The following is a 19,519-nucleotide window of genomic DNA, read 5'->3' as shown; positions in this document are numbered from 1 at the left end:
AGTATCAAATCGGCGTAATGTTAGATGGCGTTTGCTTACAAGAAGACGCTAAGCAGCAAGCCGGTTGTGTTCCTCGATTTCCTCCGGGCCATCGGCGGAAGCCCGCTTCAGGAAGCGGGCCAGGGCAGCTTTTCGCGAATCGCGGTCCAACGCGTAGGCGGTTTGCCTGAACTCCACGCCGTCAAGGAGCCCTTGAATGTAGCCCGAGATCGTGTCCGCAGCCATGATGAGCGCTGTGTCGAGCGTATGGATGTACTTGCTTGTCACCGAACCCTTTGCGTGACCCACGAGCGCGGCGATGGTCACCTCGGTAAAGCCGAGATCGTTGGCGATGCTCGCGAAGCTGTGGCGCAAGACGTGAGGAGTAATATCGGATAGCGGGGAGTCATCAAAGAGATGCTTCCACTGGTTCGGGAAACTACCAAACGCGTTGTCTTCGCCTTGTCCTGGGAAGACGTATGTCCCGGCGTTGTCAGAGCGCCGCCGCTCGAGATATTCGACGACAGGCAACCCGATGGGACGGATGGATTCACCCTCCTTACTCTCCTCCAAACGCAAGCAACTCGACTCGGTGTCAGCTTCCGTCCACTTCAAGCCGATCATCTCGCTGCGGCGGCAGCCGGTCAGCGCAAGCTGGCGAACGATGTCCACGATCGTGCCGCACTTTTCCTGCTTGGCAGCATCGCGAAGCATCCGACCGAGTATCCTATACTCCGCCTCCGATAACCGGCGCTTTCGCACGTTGTCCTTTGGCTTGCGGATGCCATGGGCCGGGTTGCTTTCGATAATGCCCACTTCGACGGCGTAGGTGAGGATCCCCCCGAGAAGGCCAACGGTGCGGGTGGCCGTTCCAGCGCCGCCGCGAACGATGGCTTTTCCGCGCAGCTTCTTGGTCTTCACCGAAGCCCGCGTCTTTCCAGCCATAATGTCCTTGAGGACCTTGTTGATGTCGGTTTTGGTGAGGTCCTTGACCCGACGGGTCCCTACGAGCGGAACGATGTGACGCTCGATACGGCCGGTGTCGGTGACGATCGTTGAGGCCTTCTTCGGTCGTCCTCCCTTTCCAAGGATCAGCCCGGCCTGGAGATCAGCGAAATATCGGGCGCACAACTCTTTCACAGTGATCGCCTTGTGATCGAGCTGTCGATCCTCGACGGGATCATCGCCCCCAGCGACGCGCCCCAATTGCACCTTTGCCTCCCGGCGTGCCGTCTCTGGCGCCCAGGCTCCGTGAAGCCCAATTGTGTATCGACGTGAGCGACCACCTATTCGATACTGGATGACGTAGCTGCGCTTGCCTGAGCTAAAGACCCGGAGTCCGAAGCCCGGCAACTCATCGTCCCAGATCAGGTAGTCCTTTTCTTGGGCTTCCGCCGCCTCGACAACCCTCTTCGTGATCTTGACCATGACGTTCCTTCATTCCGGACACGATCCCTCGCGTAAGCAGGACGTAAGCAGGCGGGAGAAAATCGGCGCGGGTTTTCGGATAGGAACGTCGCTGTTGTTTCTGAGAATATCCAGCCGCTTCAGGTGGATAGCGTAGAATTGCGTGCCCTATCGTATTTTTCGGATGGGCACGTTATCTTGCTCCGAAGGCAAAGGTCACACGTTCGAATCGTGTCGGGTGCGCCATTTCCGCTTCGTTCGCCGCCGTTCAATTGTAGCCTTTGCTGCGATTCCCCCAGCTTAGGGGATTCTTTCCACAACGTTGGGCCGGTTTTTCTCGAGCCAGGCGACGGCCTCGGGTCCATCGACGACACACTCGAAGGTTTCCCAGGTTGGGTCTTCCAAAGACTCCAATTGCAGTCGCTTCGCCGCATACTCAATGAGGTCGTGGAGGCGTTCGTATCCTCGTCTGTGCTCGAGGGAATCTGCAATCGCAGTGCTGGTCCATCCTCGTTGAGCCAAATCGATAATGCTCGGAGCGTCAGCCTCGCTGAACCACGGTGTGGCATCGAACTCGATGCAGCGAACATTGTCGGCGGTATGACAAGTGGCGTGGATCATTGGATTCCTCCGTTTACCGGCTAGCTACCTGCACCAGCATCGCGCTTCTCACATCGCTGCCTCGCACGCCCTCAGGCCTTGACCAAGTCCCCCAGCAGGTTCGCCGCCACCGTCAGCTTGGCGAGGGTCAGGCCGCTGGCAGCGATCTCCTCCACCGAGCGGCGGATACGCGTCGCCTCGGGGTGAGCCGCGAGCCAGGTCTCGACGGCCTGCTGGCCAGACTGGCCGGTTGCCAGCATATCGGCGGCCAGTCTCCTTTCGGCGCCGGCGATCTGCTCGACGGCGCGATCGATGGCCATGCGTTCGAAATAATCGTTGGCCGGCACACTGCGTGCGGCGGCGATGATGCGGTCGAGACGGAAATTCGCCTCGGCGGCGTAGAAGGTCGCGGCGGCATCGCCGATGGGGCGCGTGGTGCGCTCGGCAACCGTCACGATGTCGGGAGCCGAGACCAAAGCGTCAAGATCGGCGAGCTCTCCGGCGAGGCCGGCCGGGACACCGGCGTCGGCGAGTTCCTGCCGCCGCTTGACGCGCGCGGCTTGCAAGTCCGGCGGCAAGGCAGTGTCGAGCCCGGCGACGATCTGGCGGATCGCCGGGCCGAAGCGCGCGACGACGGCCTCCAACCCGTCCTTGAAATCGGCATTGCGCACGTACCAGACCATGCGGGAGAGCAGGAGATCCTGCACTGAAGCGTAGAGAGATAGCTGCAGCTGCCCGTCGATGCAGGCGTCGAGCGCGTCGATCGCATCATTGAGCCACTTCAGGCCGTAGCATTCATCGACCGCCACATAGGCCATGACGATGGTCGGGATATCGGCGTCGGTCTCGTCGATCAAGCGCACGACGCAGGCCGGGCCGCCGCGATTGATCACCGCATTGGCGAGACTGGTCGCGATGATCTCCCGCCGCAGCCGATGCAATCCGGCGGCGGTCGGGAATTTGTCCTGAACCTCGCGCGGAAAATACTGGGAGAGTTCGCGGGCGAGATAGGGGTCATCGGGCACGCTGGTGACGAGCAGGTCATCGTAGAGGGTCAGCTTGGCGTAGGCGAGCAGCACGGCAAGCTCCGGCCGCGCGAGGGACTGGCCGCGCCGTGTGCGCTCGGTGAGCGCGGCGTCGTCGGGCAAGAACTCCACAGCCCGACTGAGCAAGCCGCGCTGTTCGAGCGACTGCATCAGGCGAGTGAGGAAACCGGTCTCGGCCACACCCTTGCGCTCGGCCAGCGACAGCGCCAGCGTCTGCAGATAGTTGTTGCGCAGCACCAGCACGCCGACCTCGTCGGTCATCGCGGCAAGCAGGCTGTTGCGGTCAGTGGGACTGAGGCGTCCCTCGCGCTCGGGGCGCGCCAGCGCGATCTTGATGTTGACCTCGACGTCGGACGTGTTCACGCCGGCCGAATTGTCGATGGCGTCGGTGTTGAGCTTGACGCCCTTCTGCGCCGCTTCGATGCGGCCGCGCTGGGTAACGCCGAGGTTGGCCCCTTCGCCGATCACCCGGGCACGCACGTCGCCGCCCGCGATGCGGATCGGATCGTTGGCGCGATCCCCGACCTGGTCGTCGCTTTCCCCGGAGGAGCGGACATAGGTGCCGATGCCGCCAAACCACAACAGGTCCGCGCGAGCCTTCAGGATCGCCGTCATCACCTCGAAAGGCGTGGCTTGCGGCTTGTCGAGATCGAGCAACGTGCGCACTTCCGGCGCAAGCGGGATCGCCTTGAGCGAGCGCGAGAACACGCCGCCGCCCTGCGAGATCAGCGACTTGTTGTAGTCCTGCCAGCTCGATCGCGGCAGATCGAACAGGCGCTTGCGCTCGGCGAAGCTGGTCGATGGATCGGGTGAAGGATCGATGAAGATGTCGCGATGATCGAAAGCCGCCACTAGCCTTGTCGCCGGCGAGAGCAGCATGCCATTGCCGAAAACGTCGCCCGACATGTCGCCGACGCCGACCGCGGTGAACGGCATGGTCTGAATGTCGGTGCCGAGCTCGCGGAAGTGGCGCTTGACCGCCGTCCAGGCGCCGCGCGCCGTGATCCCCATCTTCTTGTGATCGTAACCCTGGCTGCCGCCAGATGCGAAGGCATCGCCGAGCCAATGGTTCTTCTCGGCCGAGATCGCGTTGGCAACATCGGAGAAGGTGGCGGTGCCCTTGTCGGCGGCCACGACGAGGTAGGGGTCGTCGCCGTCGTGGCGCACGGTGGATTCGGGCGGCACGACGATGTCGCCGTCGAGATTATCGGTGAGTTCGAGCAGCGAGCGAACGAAGATGCGATAGCTTTCGGTGCCCTCCGCGAGCCAGGCGTCGCGCTTGGAAGGCGGCGGCAGGCGCTTGGGCACGAAGCCGCCCTTGGCACCGACCGGCACGATCACGGCGTTCTTGACCTGCTGCGCCTTCACCAGGCCGAGGATCTCGGTGCGGAAATCCTGCGGCCGGTCGGACCAGCGCAAGCCACCGCGCGCAACCTTGCCGAAGCGCAGGTGGATACCTTCGACACGAGGGGAATAGACGAAGATCTCGTAGAGCGGTCGTGGAGCGGGCAAGTCGTCGATCCGGCGCGCCTCGAACTTGAAGGAGATCACCGGACGCGGGTGTCCACCCTCTCCGATCTGCCACAAATTGGTGCGGACGGTAGCCTGCACCAGATTGGTGAAGCGGCGCAGGATGCGGTCTTCATCGAGCGAGGCGACGGATTTGAGCTGTTCCTCGATCTCGGCAAGCAAAGCCGTCTCGCGCGCCGCGCGCTCGGCGTCCGTCAAGGCGAGGCGCGGATCGAGGCGGGTCTGGAACATCGCGACCAGGTTGGCCGTGATCGCGGCGTTCTTGCGCAAGGTCTCCCACATATAATCCTGGGTGAACGGAGCGCGGATCTGGTGCAAATAGCGCGACAGCGCCCGAATGGTCGAGACTTCCCGCCAACTTAGGGCGGTGCGCAGGATCAGGCCGTTATATCCGTCGGATTCGGCGCGATCGGTCACCACCGCCATGATCGAGGCTTCCAGGCGATGGCTGAATTCCGGGTTGATCTCGATGGGCTGGCCGTCACTGGTCTCGATCGTCATGTCGTGCAGCCATACCGGCGCAGGCCTGGTACCGGGCACGACCTGATAGGTGCGTTCGTTGACCACACGCAGGCCGTGATTTTCGATCACCGGCACGCGGTAGGACAACGACAGCGGTACGGCGTCCGAAAACACCTTCAGGCCGAAGCGCCTCGGATCGTCGCCTTCGATGCGGTAAACCGAAATCGTCACCGGGCGCGCCGGCGTCAGCTTTTCGACGGTCGTGATATCGGCGATCGCCTGTTCCGCGCCGAACACCTCGGTATAGCCGCCGCTGAAGGCCTGGGCATATCGGTTGGTGAGCATGCGCGCCCGCATGCCATCGGTCGACGCGGTTAGCGCGGCCTTCAGCTTGTCGGCCCAGGTCGCGGCAATGGCGCTGATCCCGGCTTCGAGCAGGGCGCGGTCGACTGCGGGCGTTTTGCCTTCATAGCGCCCGATGATGAAGTGGACGCGCGCAAGCGCCCCTTCAGGGAATGACACGTAGGAGGCGGACAGCTTCCCTTTGTAGGCTTGCGCCAAAAAGGCTCCGACGCGCGTGCGGACGTCGGTGTCGTATTTGTCGCGCGGAATGAAGGTGAGGATGGAGACAAAGCGATCGAACTTGTCGACCCGCGGCAGCGCCCGGACGCGCGGACGCTCGTAGAGGATCAGGATCTCGATGACGAAGTTGTAGAGCGTGTCGACGTCGATCTGGAACAGCTCGTCGCGCGGATAATCTTCGAGAATATGCATCAGCGCCTTGCCGGAATGACCGTTTGGGTCGAAGCCCGCGCGCTGCAGCACCCGCGAAACCTTGTGGCGAACATAAGGGATCTGCCGTACCGAGCGAGTATAGGCGCCCGAGGTGAAAAGGCCGACGACGCGCAGCTCGCCTTCCAGCCGGCCGTCGGGCGAGTAGAGTTTGATGCCCACATAATCCATCCGGGTGCGGCGATGGACGCGGCTGGAGACATTGGCCTTGATGACGATCAGCAGGGTCGGCTCGTGCATGAACTCGCGGATTTCCGGTGTCATCACCACCATTTCGCTGCCGCGACGCAGGACCTTCACGTCCGGATCGCGCAGAATGCCGAGGCCTTCGCCGGTTGTAATGTCGTCGGACGCGTCGCTGTCGGGCGAGAAGCGATATTTGCGCACGCCGAGGAAAGTGAAATTGTCCGCGCAGAGCCATTGCAGGAACTGATTGGCTTCGGCGAGTTCGTCGATCGGCAGCGGCGGCGGATTGGAAGAGAACGTCTTGATCGCTTCCTCGACACTGTCACGCATGACGCGCCAGTCGGCAACGCAGGCGCGGACATTGTTCAACGTCCTGGTCAGGCCGTCGATCAGCTTCTGGCGATCGGAATCCGCATCCAGGCGGGTGATGTGGAGATGAATCAGGCTTTCGCGCGCGCCCTTTGCTCCGTCCGGCAGTGCTTCCCCGTAGAATCGCAGCAGCTTGCCTCCATCGTCGCGCTCCACCGCGATGATCGGGTGAGCGACCAGGGTGACCTCGAGGCCCTGCTCGGCGAGCTCCGCCATGGTGGAATCGAACAGGAAAGGCATGTTGTCGTTGAGAATTTCGAGCACGGAAATCTCGCGTCCGTTCGGCAACGTCGGATTGACGACGCGGATATCGGCGCTGCCGGCCGTGCGCCGCTGCACGTGCTCCCAGGCCTGCTCCGCCAGCAGGGCAAGCGAGGCGGCATCGTAATTGGCGAGATCCTCGATATTGGTGTAGCCGAACAAGGGCTCGGCAAAGGCCCGGGGGCTCTTGCCCGCTGGCACGCTGCCCGCTGCATCGCGGATCAGGGCTGCCCGGGCCTTGTCGTCACGCCACGCCATAATGTCCTCCATTTGCCGTGCCGTCCGATCGCAGCCGCGACCATCCGCTTGATTCTGGAGTGCATCTCTTCGTGCGTTGCGATCGAATGCTACGCGAAATCCTAGCTTCGACGGCTGCCGACGACAATACTACGATCCCGCAGCGAACGGCGCACGCTGTCGTGAGGCGTGCTGAATTTCGCTTGCGACAGCGGGTGGGCCGAAGTCGGCCGACGGCGGCCGAACGCCTGGGGCAGGAAAAATCACATGCAATTTCAATTATGTATGGGTTCGCGCCGCTGTTCGGCAGGGATGTCGTATCTGACGGTGGCGGTCAGCGACGGCGGGCAACGACCGCACTCAGGTCAGGTCTTTCGGCATCGTGATGCCGAAGCGGACAATCTGGCGATGGATGGTCGAGCGATCGACGCCGCGTTCGCGCGCCACCTGCGAGACGTTCCAGCGATTGTTGCGCAACGCCGCAAGTAGCGCATCGGCTTGCCACGACGTCGCCGCTCTGCCACGTGCCGGCTTTCCGGAGCTGTCCTGACCCAGGGGATGAGCGATCCGGTCCGGCAGATCGGCAAGATCGATCGTGCCGTCGTTCGACAGCGCGCAGCCATGATCGAGCGCATTGATCAGCTCGCGGATGTTGCCAGGCCATTGGTACTTGAGCAGCGCGCTGCGCGCGCTTGCCGTCAGCGCATAGTTGGCCTTGTGCTCCGTCGAAAGCCGATGCAGGGATTGATCGATCAGCCACTCGATATCGGTGCGCTGACGCAGCGGAGGCAGCGCAAGCACCGCGCCGTTGAGGCGGAAATAGAGATCCTCGCGGAACTGCCCCGCCTTCACCAGCGTGACGAGGTCGCGATGGGTGGCAGCGATGACGCGGACATTGAGCGGGACCGGCCGGGTGCGGCCGACCGGTGTCACCTCGCGCTCGGCGAGCACGCGCAACAGGCGCGTCTGCGACGAGATCGGCATGTCGCCGATCTCGTCAAGGAACAGGGTGCCGCCGTCGGCTTCGAGCACGAGACCCTTCTTGCCCTTGGCCGCCGCTCCGGTGAAGGCGCCTGCCTCGTGGCCGAACAGCTCGCTCTCGATCAGGCTTTCCGGCAGCGCGGCGCAGTTGACCGCGACGAAGGGCCTGCCTGCCCGCGCACTGACCGAATGCAGCGCCTTCGTCAGGTGCTCCTTGCCGGTGCCGGTTTCGCCGGTGATGAGCAAGCCCATCTGGGTGTTGATGAGCTTGGCGGCGCGCGTCACCACGTGATGCATGGCGGGATCGCCGCGGAACAGGTTCCGTAGTGGCGCCGGAAGCGCCGACTCACTGCGGGAGGACGCCGGCGCCGCCAGCTTGTTCGGGGGCGGCAAGGTCTGCGCGAACAGCGTCGTGCCGCTGTTGGCTAGTCGCAGCGTGCGTTGGCCGGTGGGGCGCGAATGGGCGAAGCGCGGCAGATCGTCGATGGTGCATTCGAAGATGTCGGACACGCCGAAGCCGTCGGCCCGCAGGCGAAGGTCCGGACGCTTGGCCAGTTCGCGGGCGAGCAGCTGCCTTGCGCGATTGTTGAAACCGATGATGTGGCCGCTGCTATCGACGGCCATTACACAGTCCGGATCGACATCGGCGAATTCCGCGGAGCCGGACAGCTTGATGATCCATTCCTGCCGGAAACGGTTCAGCAGATTCGCATTCTCGATCTTGTGGGCGAACGACTTGACCAGTTGCAGCGCCAGGAACTGGCTGGCCTTCGGTTCCGGCGAGCGCAGCGCGGAGATATCTAAGACCGCAGCGAGCTTGCCGCTGGGATCGAAGACCGGCGCGGCCGTGCAGGTCAGCGGAATATGGGTGGCGTCGAAATGGTCGGACTGATGCACCGTCAGGGCTTCTTCGGTCGCGATGCAGGTGCCGACTGCGCAAGTGCCGGCATGCGGCTCGTTCCAGTCGGCGCCGAGATAGAGGCCGGCCCTGCGAAGCGTGTTGTTGAATGTCGGGTCGCCGATGAAATCCACCGTGATGCCCCTGGCATCGGTGAGCAGCAGCACATAGCCGAGTCCGGCGATCTGACGATACAGCATCTCGACGCCGAAGCGCGCCGTGTGCAGGAACTCGTCCATGGCGTCGCGATGCTCGCGCAGCCGCCCGGACGTTACGATATGAGCGTCGCGCAGCACCAACGGATCGAGCTTGTGTTCGGAGACGCATCGCACCCACGACTGATGGATGATTGCGTCACGCGCGCTGGTCTGGCCGTCCGCAACGCGAACCAGCTCGTCGATGTGCGCAGCCCGCTCCGTCGTCACGGCTGATGCTCCTGGATGTTTCCCCGCACGTTGTTGCGTCGAGTGTCACTCGGATTGTGCCGCCGATCAAGTTTGTTGCGTGCAACACCTGTTGCATGACGCAACAAGTGAGGCGGCCTGGCGCCGACAGCTAACGCGAGGAAATGCCGAGCGTTTTTCGAGATGCGCCGCAATGGCATGAGGCTTGCTGACATGGTGGTCGAGGCAAGATTCGACCTCGCTAACAAACGCGCCGGACCCACGACGCAAAGGCGATCGACGCCGGCATATGGGAGAATGAAACCATGCTCACGAAGGCCCCGGACGGAAAGATCACCGCGCTGCTCGACGAGTTCAACGTCGCATTGTCGTCGGGTGACATCGAACGCGCGATCGCGCTGTTCCAGACCGATTGCTACTGGCGCGATCTGGTCACCTTCACCTGGAACATCAAAACCATGGAAGGCAAGGATCAGATCCGCGACATGCTTCAAGCGCGGCTTGCGGATAGCAAACCGTCGGGATGGCGCATTGCCGATGGCGAAGCCGCGAGCGAGGCCGGCGGCATCATCGAGAGCTGGATCGAATTCGAGACCGATGTCGCGCGCGGCTATGGTCACCTGCGCATGAAGGATGGACGCATCTGGACCTTGCTCACCACCATGGCCGAGCTCAAGGGACATGAGGAAAAGTCCGGCTCCACCCGTCCGCTCGGCGCCAAGCACGGCCATGGCAAGGACCGTAAGAGCTGGCGCGAGGAACGTGACCAGGAAATCACCGAGCTGGGTCATGCAAAACAACCCTATGCGCTGATCATCGGCGGTGGCCAGGGCGGCATCGCGCTTGGCGCGCGGCTGCGGCAATTGAACGTGCCAACCATCATCATCGAGAAGAACGAACGCGCCGGCGATTCCTGGCGCAAGCGATACAAGTCGCTCTGCCTGCACGATCCGGTCTGGTACGACCATCTGCCCTATATCGACTTCCCGAAAAACTGGCCGGTGTTCGCGCCGAAGGACAAGATCGGCGACTGGCTGGAGATGTACACGAAGGTGATGGAGCTCAACTACTGGAGCTCGACCACGGCGAAGTCGGCCAAGTATGACGAGAAGGCCGGGGAATGGACCGTCGTGGTCGAGCGCGACGGCAAGGAGATCACGCTCAAGCCGACGCAGCTCGTGCTGGCGACCGGCATGTCGGGCAAGGCGAATTGGCCCACCTACAAGGGGCAGGACATCTTCAAGGGTGAGCAGCAGCATTCCTCGACCCACCCGGGGCCGGAGAAATATCGCGGCAAGAAGGTGGTGGTGATCGGCTCCAACAACTCCGCCCACGATATTTGCGCGGCGCTATGGGAAGGTGGCGCCGACGTCACCATGGTGCAGCGCTCGTCCACGCATATCGTGAAATCCGACACGCTGATGGATATCGGGCTCGGCGCGCTCTATTCGGAGCAGGCGGTGGCGAGCGGGATGACCACGCGCAAGGCCGATTTGATCTTCGCCTCGTTGCCCTACAAGATCATGCACGAATTCCAGATCCCGCTCTACGAGCAGATGCGCGAGCGCGACAAGGATTTCTACGCCGCGCTGGAGAAAGTCGGCTTCATGCATGATTGGGGCGACGACGGCTCCGGCCTGTTCATGAAGTACCTGCGCCGCGGTTCGGGCTATTACATCGACGTCGGCGCCTGCGATCTCGTGATCGACGGTTCGATCAAGCTCAAGAGCGGCAAGGGCGCTGCGGTGCGGGAACTGACCGAAACCGGCGTCAGGTTCGTGGACGGCAGCGAACTCACCGCCGATCTCGTCGTCTATGCCACCGGCTATGGCTCGATGAACGGTTGGGCCGCCGACCTGATCTCGAAGAACGTCGCCGACAAGGTCGGCAAGGTCTGGGGTCTTGGTTCCGATACCACCAAGGACCCCGGCCCGTGGGAGGGCGAGCAGCGCAACATGTGGAAGCCGACCCAGCAGGAGGCACTTTGGTTCCACGGCGGCAATCTGCACCAGTCGCGGCATTACTCCCAGTATCTGGCGCTGCAACTGAAGGCGCGGATGGAAGGCATCCCAACCCCGGTCTACGGCTTGCAAAAGGTTCATCACCTCGGTTGATCGACCGGGCGATAACGAGGTGTCGGGCGGATCGTCGTGCGATCCGCCCCTCGACAGATCGGATGGAGATCGAACTGTGCCGATCGCCGTCCAGCTTCGGGCCGATGCCTGCGAGACAGCCGGCACCGGTTGCCTTCCCGGTTGACCACGATACTGGCCGGTCTGCCAGCTTCCCGCAGACCGGCCTCGCCTCAATGATGAGCCGACACGCTCTTCATGCATTGGGACAAGAGATCGGCACCGGCAAAGTGGCCTACATCGCCCAGGCTGATCATGCCAACCATCCGCTTGCTCTTGTTGATCACAGGCAGTCTGCGAATCTTCAGCGTTTCCATGTGATGTATAGCTTTCGTCAGATCGTCGTCTTCCCGGCAGCAGTGGATGCCTTCGGTCATCACATCCCGCGCTGTGGTGCGCGCAGAGTTGAAGTCCTTGCTCGCGAGACCTTTGCAGACGAGGTCGCGATCCGTCACCATCCCGATCAGACGATCGTCTTGCCCGATCGGAATGCAGCCGATATCGTGCCCTTGCATCAATTTCGCGATTTCGGTGATTGGCGTGTCGGGGCTCACCCAATCGACGCCCTTGTGCATCACGTCCTTGACTTTCATGGAGGACCTCCCGTCCAAGGCAGCACCCCCTCGCTCGCAATTATACAACAGAGCTGGCGCGACTGCATGCGTGCTGCGCCTTAAGGCACGATGAAACCGGGTCGAAGCGTCATCGCGCTCGAGCCCCTTGCTTGAGCATGATCTCCGCGCAAGCGCGTTCCTCCCTTGTCTCGGGGAGAGCCGCTTCGCACCCTTCCGGATCATGCTCCAGTCCGGGCGCACAGATAGATGGTCCCGCTGTCACGCCGCCTCAGTCGTGCGCACTGAAGCTGCCATGCAGGGAACCGGCGGTCAGGCGTGCGAATTGCGCACGACCGAGATGAAGCAACGTCTCATGATCGCCGGCTTCGATATAGATCTCGGGCTGCATCCGGATGCTGTCATCAACGATAACGTCGAGCCCGTAGCAGCTACCGGCGGCGGGAACCGCCCCGTGCGCACAGTCCGTGAACAGCCGATCGATCTCGCCTTCAGCGGCCATGGCGATATCGTCACCGAATCTCGCCCTGAGATCCGCCAGCCTGAGGTGATGCGATGCCGGCAGCACGGCGAGCAGGTACCCGTCGTTGCGGCGCAGCACAATGGCCTTGGCCAAGCGATCGCCCGAGACGTGACAAGCCTGGGCGGTAAGGGCTGACGACATCGTCAGTACGTGCGGGATTTCGTCGTACTCGATGTTTTCTGCAGCGAGATAATTGTGCAGTTTGGGAGAAATGGTCATGACGTCACCTCCGGTGCGACATGCAACCATCCACCGTGGTCCTGCCCGCCGCACGATGAGCGGCTGCGTGGTTCTCAAGACAGAACATAGGTCTTGTCGCAGGACACTGCAATTCGATCCCTAACGGGGGCGCCGCGCCAAGTTCAAGTTCCGGGCCTTGTCCAGATTGCGGGCCTCGGCCAGCGCCGCCGCGCTCGGCAACAGGGCCGACGCAAGGTCGGCCTCGGTGAAATCTGCGCCGGCGACATTGGCGTCGGATAGGTCGGCTCCCGCAAGGTCAGCTCTATGGAGGCTGCAGTTCGCGAAATTGGCATTCTGCAGTTGCGCAAATTCGAGATCGGCGCGCGAGAGATTGGCGCCGCTTAAATCCGCGTTCCGCAGATCGGCGGATTTGAGCACGCCACGCATCAGGCCCATCGATTGGTTGCGCATATCAGCGCTCAGATCGGCGCCCGCAAGCCTGGCCCCGATCAGGCTGGCACCGGAAAGATCGGCGGTTATCCGAGCGCCGCTCAAGTCGGCGCCGCCAAGCTTGGCGCGTTGCATCTGCGTGCCGAGCAGCGATGCCTTGACGAGGGACGCCCCCGTCAAGTCTGCGTCGATCAGCCAGGCCTGGTTCAAGATAGCCCGATCGAAGCGGGCGCCTTTCAGATTGGTCTGGTTGAGCTTTACGAGATGAAGGTTGCCGCCGGAGAAGTCGAGGCCCGAGAGATCGAGGTGCGACAGTCGCTTTCCATCCAAATCTGCAGTGCGTCCGTCCCCTTGAGGGATCGACTTGAGGAGCGCATCGACCTCGGCGCGCGTCATCTCCGACGCCGTCATTTCCGGACTGTTGAGGTCGACACTCCGCAGCATGTCCTGCGACACGGCGTCAGTCGAATCAACCAGCAGCGCCGCTATCGACACAAAGGCAAATGCGAGACGAAACGACATCGCCGTCTCTCCGCCGCTCAGAAACCCGGTATTGTCTCTTGTATTCTCCGGGTTGGCCGCGCCGTCAGGTTAGCTGGCCGGCTCCGGCCTGTGCCAGAGTATGAAACCGGATATCGATCCTGGCAATGCCAGTGACCGTCTCAGCCGGAGCAGGACGAGGCGGACCAAGCCAGGCGCGGAATATATATGGTCGGGTACCTTCATGCCGCCGGCTCAACCCGAGGCCTGATCCCGATTGACGGGACGCCGCCAACACCTCGCGATGCACCACCGAGCCAGTTAACGCAGGATCAGCCGGCCGCGCTCGTCAACAAGCGCCGGAAAACGGGCCGCGAGAGTAGCGGTGAGCGGCGCATTCTGCTCGACAACTTGAACCGTCATTCGGCCGAGCCGGTAGCCCGCCCCGAAGGCGGCGGCGAGATTGTCGGACGAGACCACGACAACGGATTTAGGCTTGCTCGTGTCGGTGAACGTCACCAGCGTCGGATAGTCCTTCGGGCGCAGGACGCCGGATGGCTTGGCTTTGACAGCCGCGCTCATGGTTCTCGCGTTGTCGCCGGACGGAAGTGGCGGCGCCAGCTCGCGATAACCGAGAACCTGGACGACGATATGCGTCATGCTGCTCAGATAGCTGTAATTTCGATCGTAGTTCGTCGCGAACAGAACCTTTCCGTCGCCAAGATCCACAAATGGGGCTTCGCCGTGCATGGTGAAGCCACCACCCCAGTCGGAACCACCGGCGCCCGGCATCGGGATCAGGAATTCCCGCTCAAGGCGCAGTTCCATCACTGAAGAGCCGGACTTCAACCCGCCGGGGGTTTCGACCTCGATGGTCATCCGGTAGCGCAAAGATGCCTACGGCGTACTGCATCGGACCAACAGCCACGCCAATGCAATGGCCATGACGGCAAGAATGACAGGCCGTTTCAAAAGGACACCTTTGCGCAGCCAGCAATTGGATATTGGCCGTCTTTCGCTTCGCTGATCATTCGGCTGCCACCGGCAACCGCCTTTGCGGCGGATCTGTCAATTCGATACATCCACCCGCACATGTCTGAAGTCGTACCGTTCAAGATCGGAGCGGGAGATCGAGACGACGAGGTCGCTGACGTCGCCGCATCTGAAATGCGTGAGATTGTTGCTCTGAAATTGCAGCAGCATGACCGAGTTCGGCTTGTTTTCGATAAAGTCCGCGCACCAGCCGCGCGGGGCGCCGCCGATCTGGAGCGTGGCTTGCTCGGCGTCGAACGCCCAGTCGGTCTCAAGCGGATGCCGGGCCGCCGGGATCACTGCATCGGGATCGTCGGCGTAAAGCTGCTTGGCGATTTCGGAGCGCAACACCCTGTACCCCGTCGACCAAAACTCCGGCAGCGCCTGATCGGCCGCACGCTCATCGAGCAGCCGATAGAGCGCGGTCCACTCGTCGGGCACGAACGCGGCCTCGCTCTGGCGATTGCGGATCCTGCGCATGACCGCTTCCAGCTCTGCGACGAGCGCCTCGGCCTTCTGCTGCCTGCTCCGTGCGATGGCGGGCCTCTGGCCCTCGCTTGCCTCGGCCGTTCCGAACCTGCGCAATTGCTCATGCGCCCAGTCGCGCTCGCTCTCCGCGCGCCCGCGGGCGTCTGCCCAGCTTTCGGGCGGCGGCAGCCCGCGACCATGCGCCATCGTCGTCTCGAGCGCCGCGGCGTTGTCGATCCAGAACGCGTAGTACAGTTTGCGAATCCCGCGAACCCGCGCCGCATAGGCTTCCCAGTCCTGCGGAAACTTCTCCCTGTATTCCAGCCAGCCGGCGAGATCGGCTGAAACGCCCCTGTCGGGCGACGGCATCCGTACGTCGGCCTGAATATCTCGTTCAAGGTCCTGAATGAGCCGAACCAGCCCGGCATATCTGCGCCCTTGCTCGGTATCGGGCGGAAACAGAGGCGCTTTCGATTTCACCCAGATCGGCGCCAGAAAACCCTCGCCATTGGCGAGCTCGATTTCCGACTTGTCGAGCGCCGCAACGAAGCTGCCGCCACGCTGCAAGGTGATCTCGTCGTGCAGCTCCCTGATGCGCAGGACCAGTTCGGCGTGGGACAGCCAGCTTTGCAACGAGAATGGCTGCTCCGCTTCGGAACGTGCCAACGCCTCGCGCAGCCGTTCCGCTGTTTCAGCGAGTTGCTCGAACGCAGTCACCAGCTCCTTGCGCGGCGGCTTGAGCCGCGCTTCCTGCTGCCGCGCCGCGTCGGTCAGACGCGCCGCCCACGCCCTCGATTGGGCAAGCGCCTCCTGCACGAGCAGTTCGAGCGTTCTCCAATCGATCGGCTGAAGCTCCCACGATGCGATGGCGAAAACTGCATCGGCAGAAGGATTGCGCCGCAGCCGGTTTGGAACGCAGCTTTCGCCGTCGACGGGATGCACGAAGTCGAGCGGCCATCTGGGCGGCGGTGCCAGCAGCCCGTCATACTTGTCATCGACCCAATACAGACCCGTGGCGCTCTTCTGCCAGGCGCGTTCGTTGCGACGTTGCGGTCCGAGCGTCGGTTGATGGATGACCTTCACGTCGATACGGCCGGAAACGGCTGCGAAAAATGCCAGCCATCCCGTCCTCTGACCGACGCCGCCCCACAGGCTGGGCGGCAAGGACGCGCAATTGATCTGGCAAAGAAACTGATACGGCTGGCCGTCCCTGCTGGGCCATTGGAAGGGATCAGGAAGTTCTGGATTGCCGCCGATCCAACCGATCTCGGCTGCCGCCGGACAAGCCGGAATCGCAGCGCGCAGCCAGACTGCATTCTGGTCATGCGCGGCCGGGTCCTCATCCGAGGCCTTGGCAAGCATCTCCAGATTGTACGTTAGGAACTTGGCAATAAAGTCCTTCATCGCGCGCCGCTCCTCAACCTGGGCCAGAATATTGGCGTCGATTCAGGATTGCGCCATCCAAATTCTGTATCTTGGAAAGCGAGTTCTTAATTCCCGCGGACGGGCGCGCTTGATCAGGTAAAGGCCAGGACTGTGCTACGCGCCATTTCGCCGCACGTTGGGCGGCGCGGCGCGACCGCAGCGGCGCCGCTCACATCGACGATCGCACGAACGTCCGTCCAAAGTCGCCGAACGCGCCATCGACCGCTGACCTCTCGAGCCGATCGTCGCTCCAGCCGAGCCATTCCGCAAATACCTCGCCTGTGTGTTCGCCGAGCATCGGCGGCGGCGTGGAAGGTGGCGGCGGTTCGTCGCCGAACCGCGTCGGCCTCGCGATGAACTTAACATCTCCCGCCGCCGGATGGCTGATGGTCTGGACCATTCCCCGCTGCGTGAGCTGCGGCGTTTCGCAGACCTCGCCGACCGACTTGATCGCGCCGCACGGAATGCCCGCCGCGCCGAGCGCCTGCAGCCAGTCGGCGCGACTTCGCCGGGCAAAAATCGGCGAAAGGATCGCGACGAGCTCGTTGCGGCTCGCCGCACGCTTCGGAGCGGTTGCGAAGCGGATGTCCTCGCGCAGCTCCGGACGGCCGACGACGCCGCAAAACGCCGCCCAGAACTTGTCGTTCGCGACCCCGACATTAATCCAGCCGTCACTCGCCTCGAACGGTTCATACGGGCTGATGGTCGGATGGACATTGCCGCGGCGCTTCGGGCTTTGTCCCGAGGCGAAGTACATGCCGGCGTTGAACGTCAGCAGCGATGCCATGGCGTCGAGCATGGAGACGTCGACCCGGCCGCCCTCGCCGGTGCGGCTCTTGCGCATCAGCGCGGCCAACACCGAATGCGACGCATAAAGGCCCGTGACGAGGTCCGCGATCGACGTGCCGACCTTGGTCGGCGGTCCGTCCGGATCGCCGGTGATGTCCATCACGCCGGATTCGCCCTGTAGGATCAGATCGTAGCCGGGGCGCGCGGCGTCGGCGCCGGTGCGACCGAATCCCGAGATGCTGCACAGGATGATGTCGGCCTTGCGGCCGCGCAGCGCGTCGAAGCCGAGCCCCCATTTGTCCAGGGTACCGGGGCGGAAGTTCTCGATGACGACATCGGCGACGGATGCAAGATCGAGCACCGCGTCGCGCCCGGCCGGCGACTTCAGATCGATGGCGCAACTTCGCTTGTTGCGGTTCACCGACAGGAAATACGCACTCTCGCCGCCGATGAACGGCGGCCCGTAGCGGCGGCTCTCGTCGCCCTGTCGCGGATCCTCGATCTTGACGATGTCGGCGCCGAGATCGCCGAGCTGCATCGTGGCAAACGGGCCAGAGACCACCCGGCAGAGGTCGAGGACCCTGATGCCCGACAGCGGCTCGCGATCAGACGATCGCATCGGCGAGGTCCTTCATCGACGGCACCAGGATATCGGGCTGATGCGGCGTGATGCCGAACGGGCGGCTGCGCCGATCGATGAAGGCCGTCCGCATGCCGGCGGACTTGGCGCCGATGCAGTCGAAGGCATGATTGGCCACGAACAGCACCTGCGCCGGCTTCACGCCCATGATCTCGGCCGCTTTCGTATAGGTCGCGACATGCGGCTTGAACGAATTGGCTTCGGCCACCGAGATCACGCGATCGAACGGGACCTTGTGGTACTGCTTCGCGGTCTCGAGCATGTCCGGATCGCCGTTCGAGAGCACGACGAGCTTGTACTTGCGTTGCAGCCGCGCGAGTGCGTCCGGCACCTCTGGAAACGGCAACAGCTTCTCGATCTCGCCCACGAGGTAGCGCACATCGTCCATCGTATAGTCGATCTTCGCGCGGTCCATGACGTGGGCAACCGCGCGGTGCCCGATCTCGCGATAGGGCGTGTGCTCGCGATGCAGCAGCGCATCGATCATCGAGTTCTCGAAATGCGTGCGACGCCACCACGTGACGAAGGAATTCGGATCGCCCTTCCAGCCCTTCTTCTCGAGGAACGGCGCCGCGATCCTGGTCAGGCCGCCCTGCATGTCGACGACCGTGCCGTACTGGTCGAACATGCAGATCTTCACGTCGCGCTTGATCGTCTCAAAGCTCATTGGTGCCTCCTTGGTCCTGATCGATTGATACGCGCTGCGCCATCATGGATGAAATGGATTTGTTGTCTCTCGTCATTCACGATATGAATGATGAATGAACCTTCGATCCATCGACCTCAATCTGCTCGTCGCGCTGGACGCATTGCTGACCGAGCGTCACGTCACCAAGGCGGCAGACCGGGTCGGCCTCAGCCAACCCGCGATGAGCAATGCGCTTAACCGGCTGCGCGCGATGTTCAAGGACGAACTCCTAGTGCGGACCACAACCGGGATGAAGCCGACGCCCCGCGCCACCGAACTGGCGGAGCCGCTGCGCCAGGTTCTGCGTCAGGTCGAGCGCGTGATGGCGAGCGACGCCGGCTTCGATCCAGACCGGACCGAACGCACCTTCACGATCAGGATGTCGGACATTCTCGCGTGCCTGCTGCTGCCGCGGCTCGCCGCAGCGCGGCCGCCGGAGGGGCGTATCTCCTACAACACGATCCATCTGCCGCCCGCCCTGACGATCGATGCGCTCGAGCGGGACGAGATCGACGTCGCGGTGAGCATGGGGCTCGAGCATTCCGCATCGATCCGTTCCGAGACGCTGCTCCGCGACCGCATGGTCTGCCTGATGCGACGCGGACACCAGATCAAGCGCGCACGGCTGACTTTTGAGCGCTTCATCGCGCGGGAGCACATGAAGGTCTCGATGAGCCCGACCGATCTTCGCTTCGTCGACGACGTGCTCGCCGAACGCGGCCATCGAAGACGCATCGCCCTGAACGTGCCGCATTGGCTGGTCGTGCCCCATGTCTTGAAGAAGACCGATCTGCTCGCGGTGATGCCGAGGCACCTCGCGACCGTGCTGATGGACGATGATCTGAGGATGGAGGAACTGCCGTTCGAATCCGCGCCGTTTGACTGGATGTTGTACTGGCACCGCAGATACGATCAGAGCAACGCGAACGGCTGGCTCCGCGACCGGATCAGGGCGGCGTGCTCCGACCTGAACTAGGCGCCGAGGTCC

General features: G+C 62.9%; 13 protein-coding genes. 2 read left to right on the top strand and 11 right to left on the bottom strand.

The window, feature by feature from the left end:
* Positions 1 to 48: 48 nt before the first annotated feature.
* The 4 genes from Q2M23_RS07545 to Q2M23_RS07530 all read right to left on the bottom strand — a co-directional run bounded on the left by Q2M23_RS07545 (position 49) and on the right by Q2M23_RS07530 (position 9,173).
* Entirely contained in the window at positions 49 to 1,407 is a 1,359-nt protein-coding gene (locus Q2M23_RS07545) for a tyrosine-type recombinase/integrase (protein WP_316395174.1), read from the bottom strand.
* A gap of 279 nt (positions 1,408 to 1,686) precedes the next feature.
* Positions 1,687 to 2,007 carry a hypothetical protein gene (locus Q2M23_RS07540; RefSeq protein WP_168856591.1) on the bottom strand — a complete coding sequence of 107 codons (321 nt, stop codon included), beginning with the start codon at positions 2,005 to 2,007 and terminating at the stop codon, positions 1,687 to 1,689.
* A gap of 71 nt (positions 2,008 to 2,078) precedes the next feature.
* Positions 2,079 to 6,902, bottom strand: coding sequence for an NAD-glutamate dehydrogenase (locus Q2M23_RS07535; RefSeq protein WP_316395173.1), 4,824 nt, complete (start codon positions 6,900 to 6,902; stop codon positions 2,079 to 2,081).
* Between the two features lie 327 nt (positions 6,903 to 7,229).
* Positions 7,230 to 9,173: a sigma-54-dependent Fis family transcriptional regulator gene (locus Q2M23_RS07530; RefSeq protein ID WP_316395172.1), complete on the bottom strand. Its 1,944-nt coding sequence runs from the start codon at positions 9,171 to 9,173 to the stop codon at positions 7,230 to 7,232.
* Between the two features lie 284 nt (positions 9,174 to 9,457).
* Here Q2M23_RS07530 and Q2M23_RS07525 point away from each other — a divergent pair, with 284 nt between their 5' ends.
* Positions 9,458 to 11,266: an NAD(P)/FAD-dependent oxidoreductase gene (locus Q2M23_RS07525; RefSeq protein WP_316395171.1), complete on the top strand. Its 1,809-nt coding sequence runs from the start codon at positions 9,458 to 9,460 to the stop codon at positions 11,264 to 11,266.
* A 191-nt stretch (positions 11,267 to 11,457) separates the two neighbouring features.
* Here the strand turns inward: Q2M23_RS07525 and Q2M23_RS07520 are convergent, their stop codons facing one another.
* The 7 genes from Q2M23_RS07520 to Q2M23_RS07490 form a co-directional block, all read right to left on the bottom strand.
* Complete coding sequence (locus Q2M23_RS07520) at positions 11,458 to 11,877, bottom strand: CBS domain-containing protein (protein ID WP_057015376.1); 420 nt, start codon at positions 11,875 to 11,877, stop codon at positions 11,458 to 11,460.
* Between the two features lie 250 nt (positions 11,878 to 12,127).
* Positions 12,128 to 12,598, bottom strand: a complete 471-nt coding sequence (locus tag Q2M23_RS07515) for an aminoacyl-tRNA deacylase (RefSeq protein WP_176937234.1) — start codon at positions 12,596 to 12,598, stop codon at positions 12,128 to 12,130.
* 120 nt (positions 12,599 to 12,718) lie between these two features.
* Positions 12,719 to 13,531: a pentapeptide repeat-containing protein gene (locus tag Q2M23_RS07510; RefSeq protein WP_316395167.1), complete on the bottom strand. Its 813-nt coding sequence runs from the start codon at positions 13,529 to 13,531 to the stop codon at positions 12,719 to 12,721.
* A gap of 279 nt (positions 13,532 to 13,810) precedes the next feature.
* Positions 13,811 to 14,368, bottom strand: a complete 558-nt coding sequence (locus tag Q2M23_RS07505) for a hypothetical protein (protein ID WP_316395165.1) — start codon at positions 14,366 to 14,368, stop codon at positions 13,811 to 13,813.
* A 189-nt stretch (positions 14,369 to 14,557) separates the two neighbouring features.
* Entirely contained in the window at positions 14,558 to 16,393 is a 1,836-nt protein-coding gene (locus Q2M23_RS07500; RefSeq protein WP_316395163.1) for a DUF1963 domain-containing protein, read from the bottom strand.
* A gap of 190 nt (positions 16,394 to 16,583) precedes the next feature.
* The gene (locus Q2M23_RS07495) at positions 16,584 to 17,822 is read right to left on the bottom strand and encodes a CaiB/BaiF CoA transferase family protein (protein WP_168856598.1); all 1,239 of its coding nucleotides are present in this window, start codon (positions 17,820 to 17,822) and stop codon (positions 16,584 to 16,586) included.
* Complete coding sequence (locus Q2M23_RS07490) at positions 17,809 to 18,510, bottom strand: haloacid dehalogenase type II (protein WP_076824592.1); 702 nt, start codon at positions 18,508 to 18,510, stop codon at positions 17,809 to 17,811. The genes Q2M23_RS07495 and Q2M23_RS07490 overlap by 14 nt, the downstream gene beginning before the upstream one ends.
* Before the next feature lie 94 nt (positions 18,511 to 18,604).
* Between Q2M23_RS07490 and Q2M23_RS07485 the strand changes: the two genes are divergently transcribed.
* Positions 18,605 to 19,507, top strand: coding sequence for a LysR family transcriptional regulator (locus Q2M23_RS07485; RefSeq protein WP_316395161.1), 903 nt, complete (start codon positions 18,605 to 18,607; stop codon positions 19,505 to 19,507).
* Positions 19,508 to 19,519 lie beyond the last annotated feature (12 nt).

This window comes from Bradyrhizobium sp. 33ap4 (assembly GCF_032654765.1).
GTDB lineage: Bacteria > Pseudomonadota > Alphaproteobacteria > Rhizobiales > Xanthobacteraceae > Bradyrhizobium > Bradyrhizobium australafricanum.
This window is presented reverse-complemented; position numbering and strand designations above follow the sequence as displayed.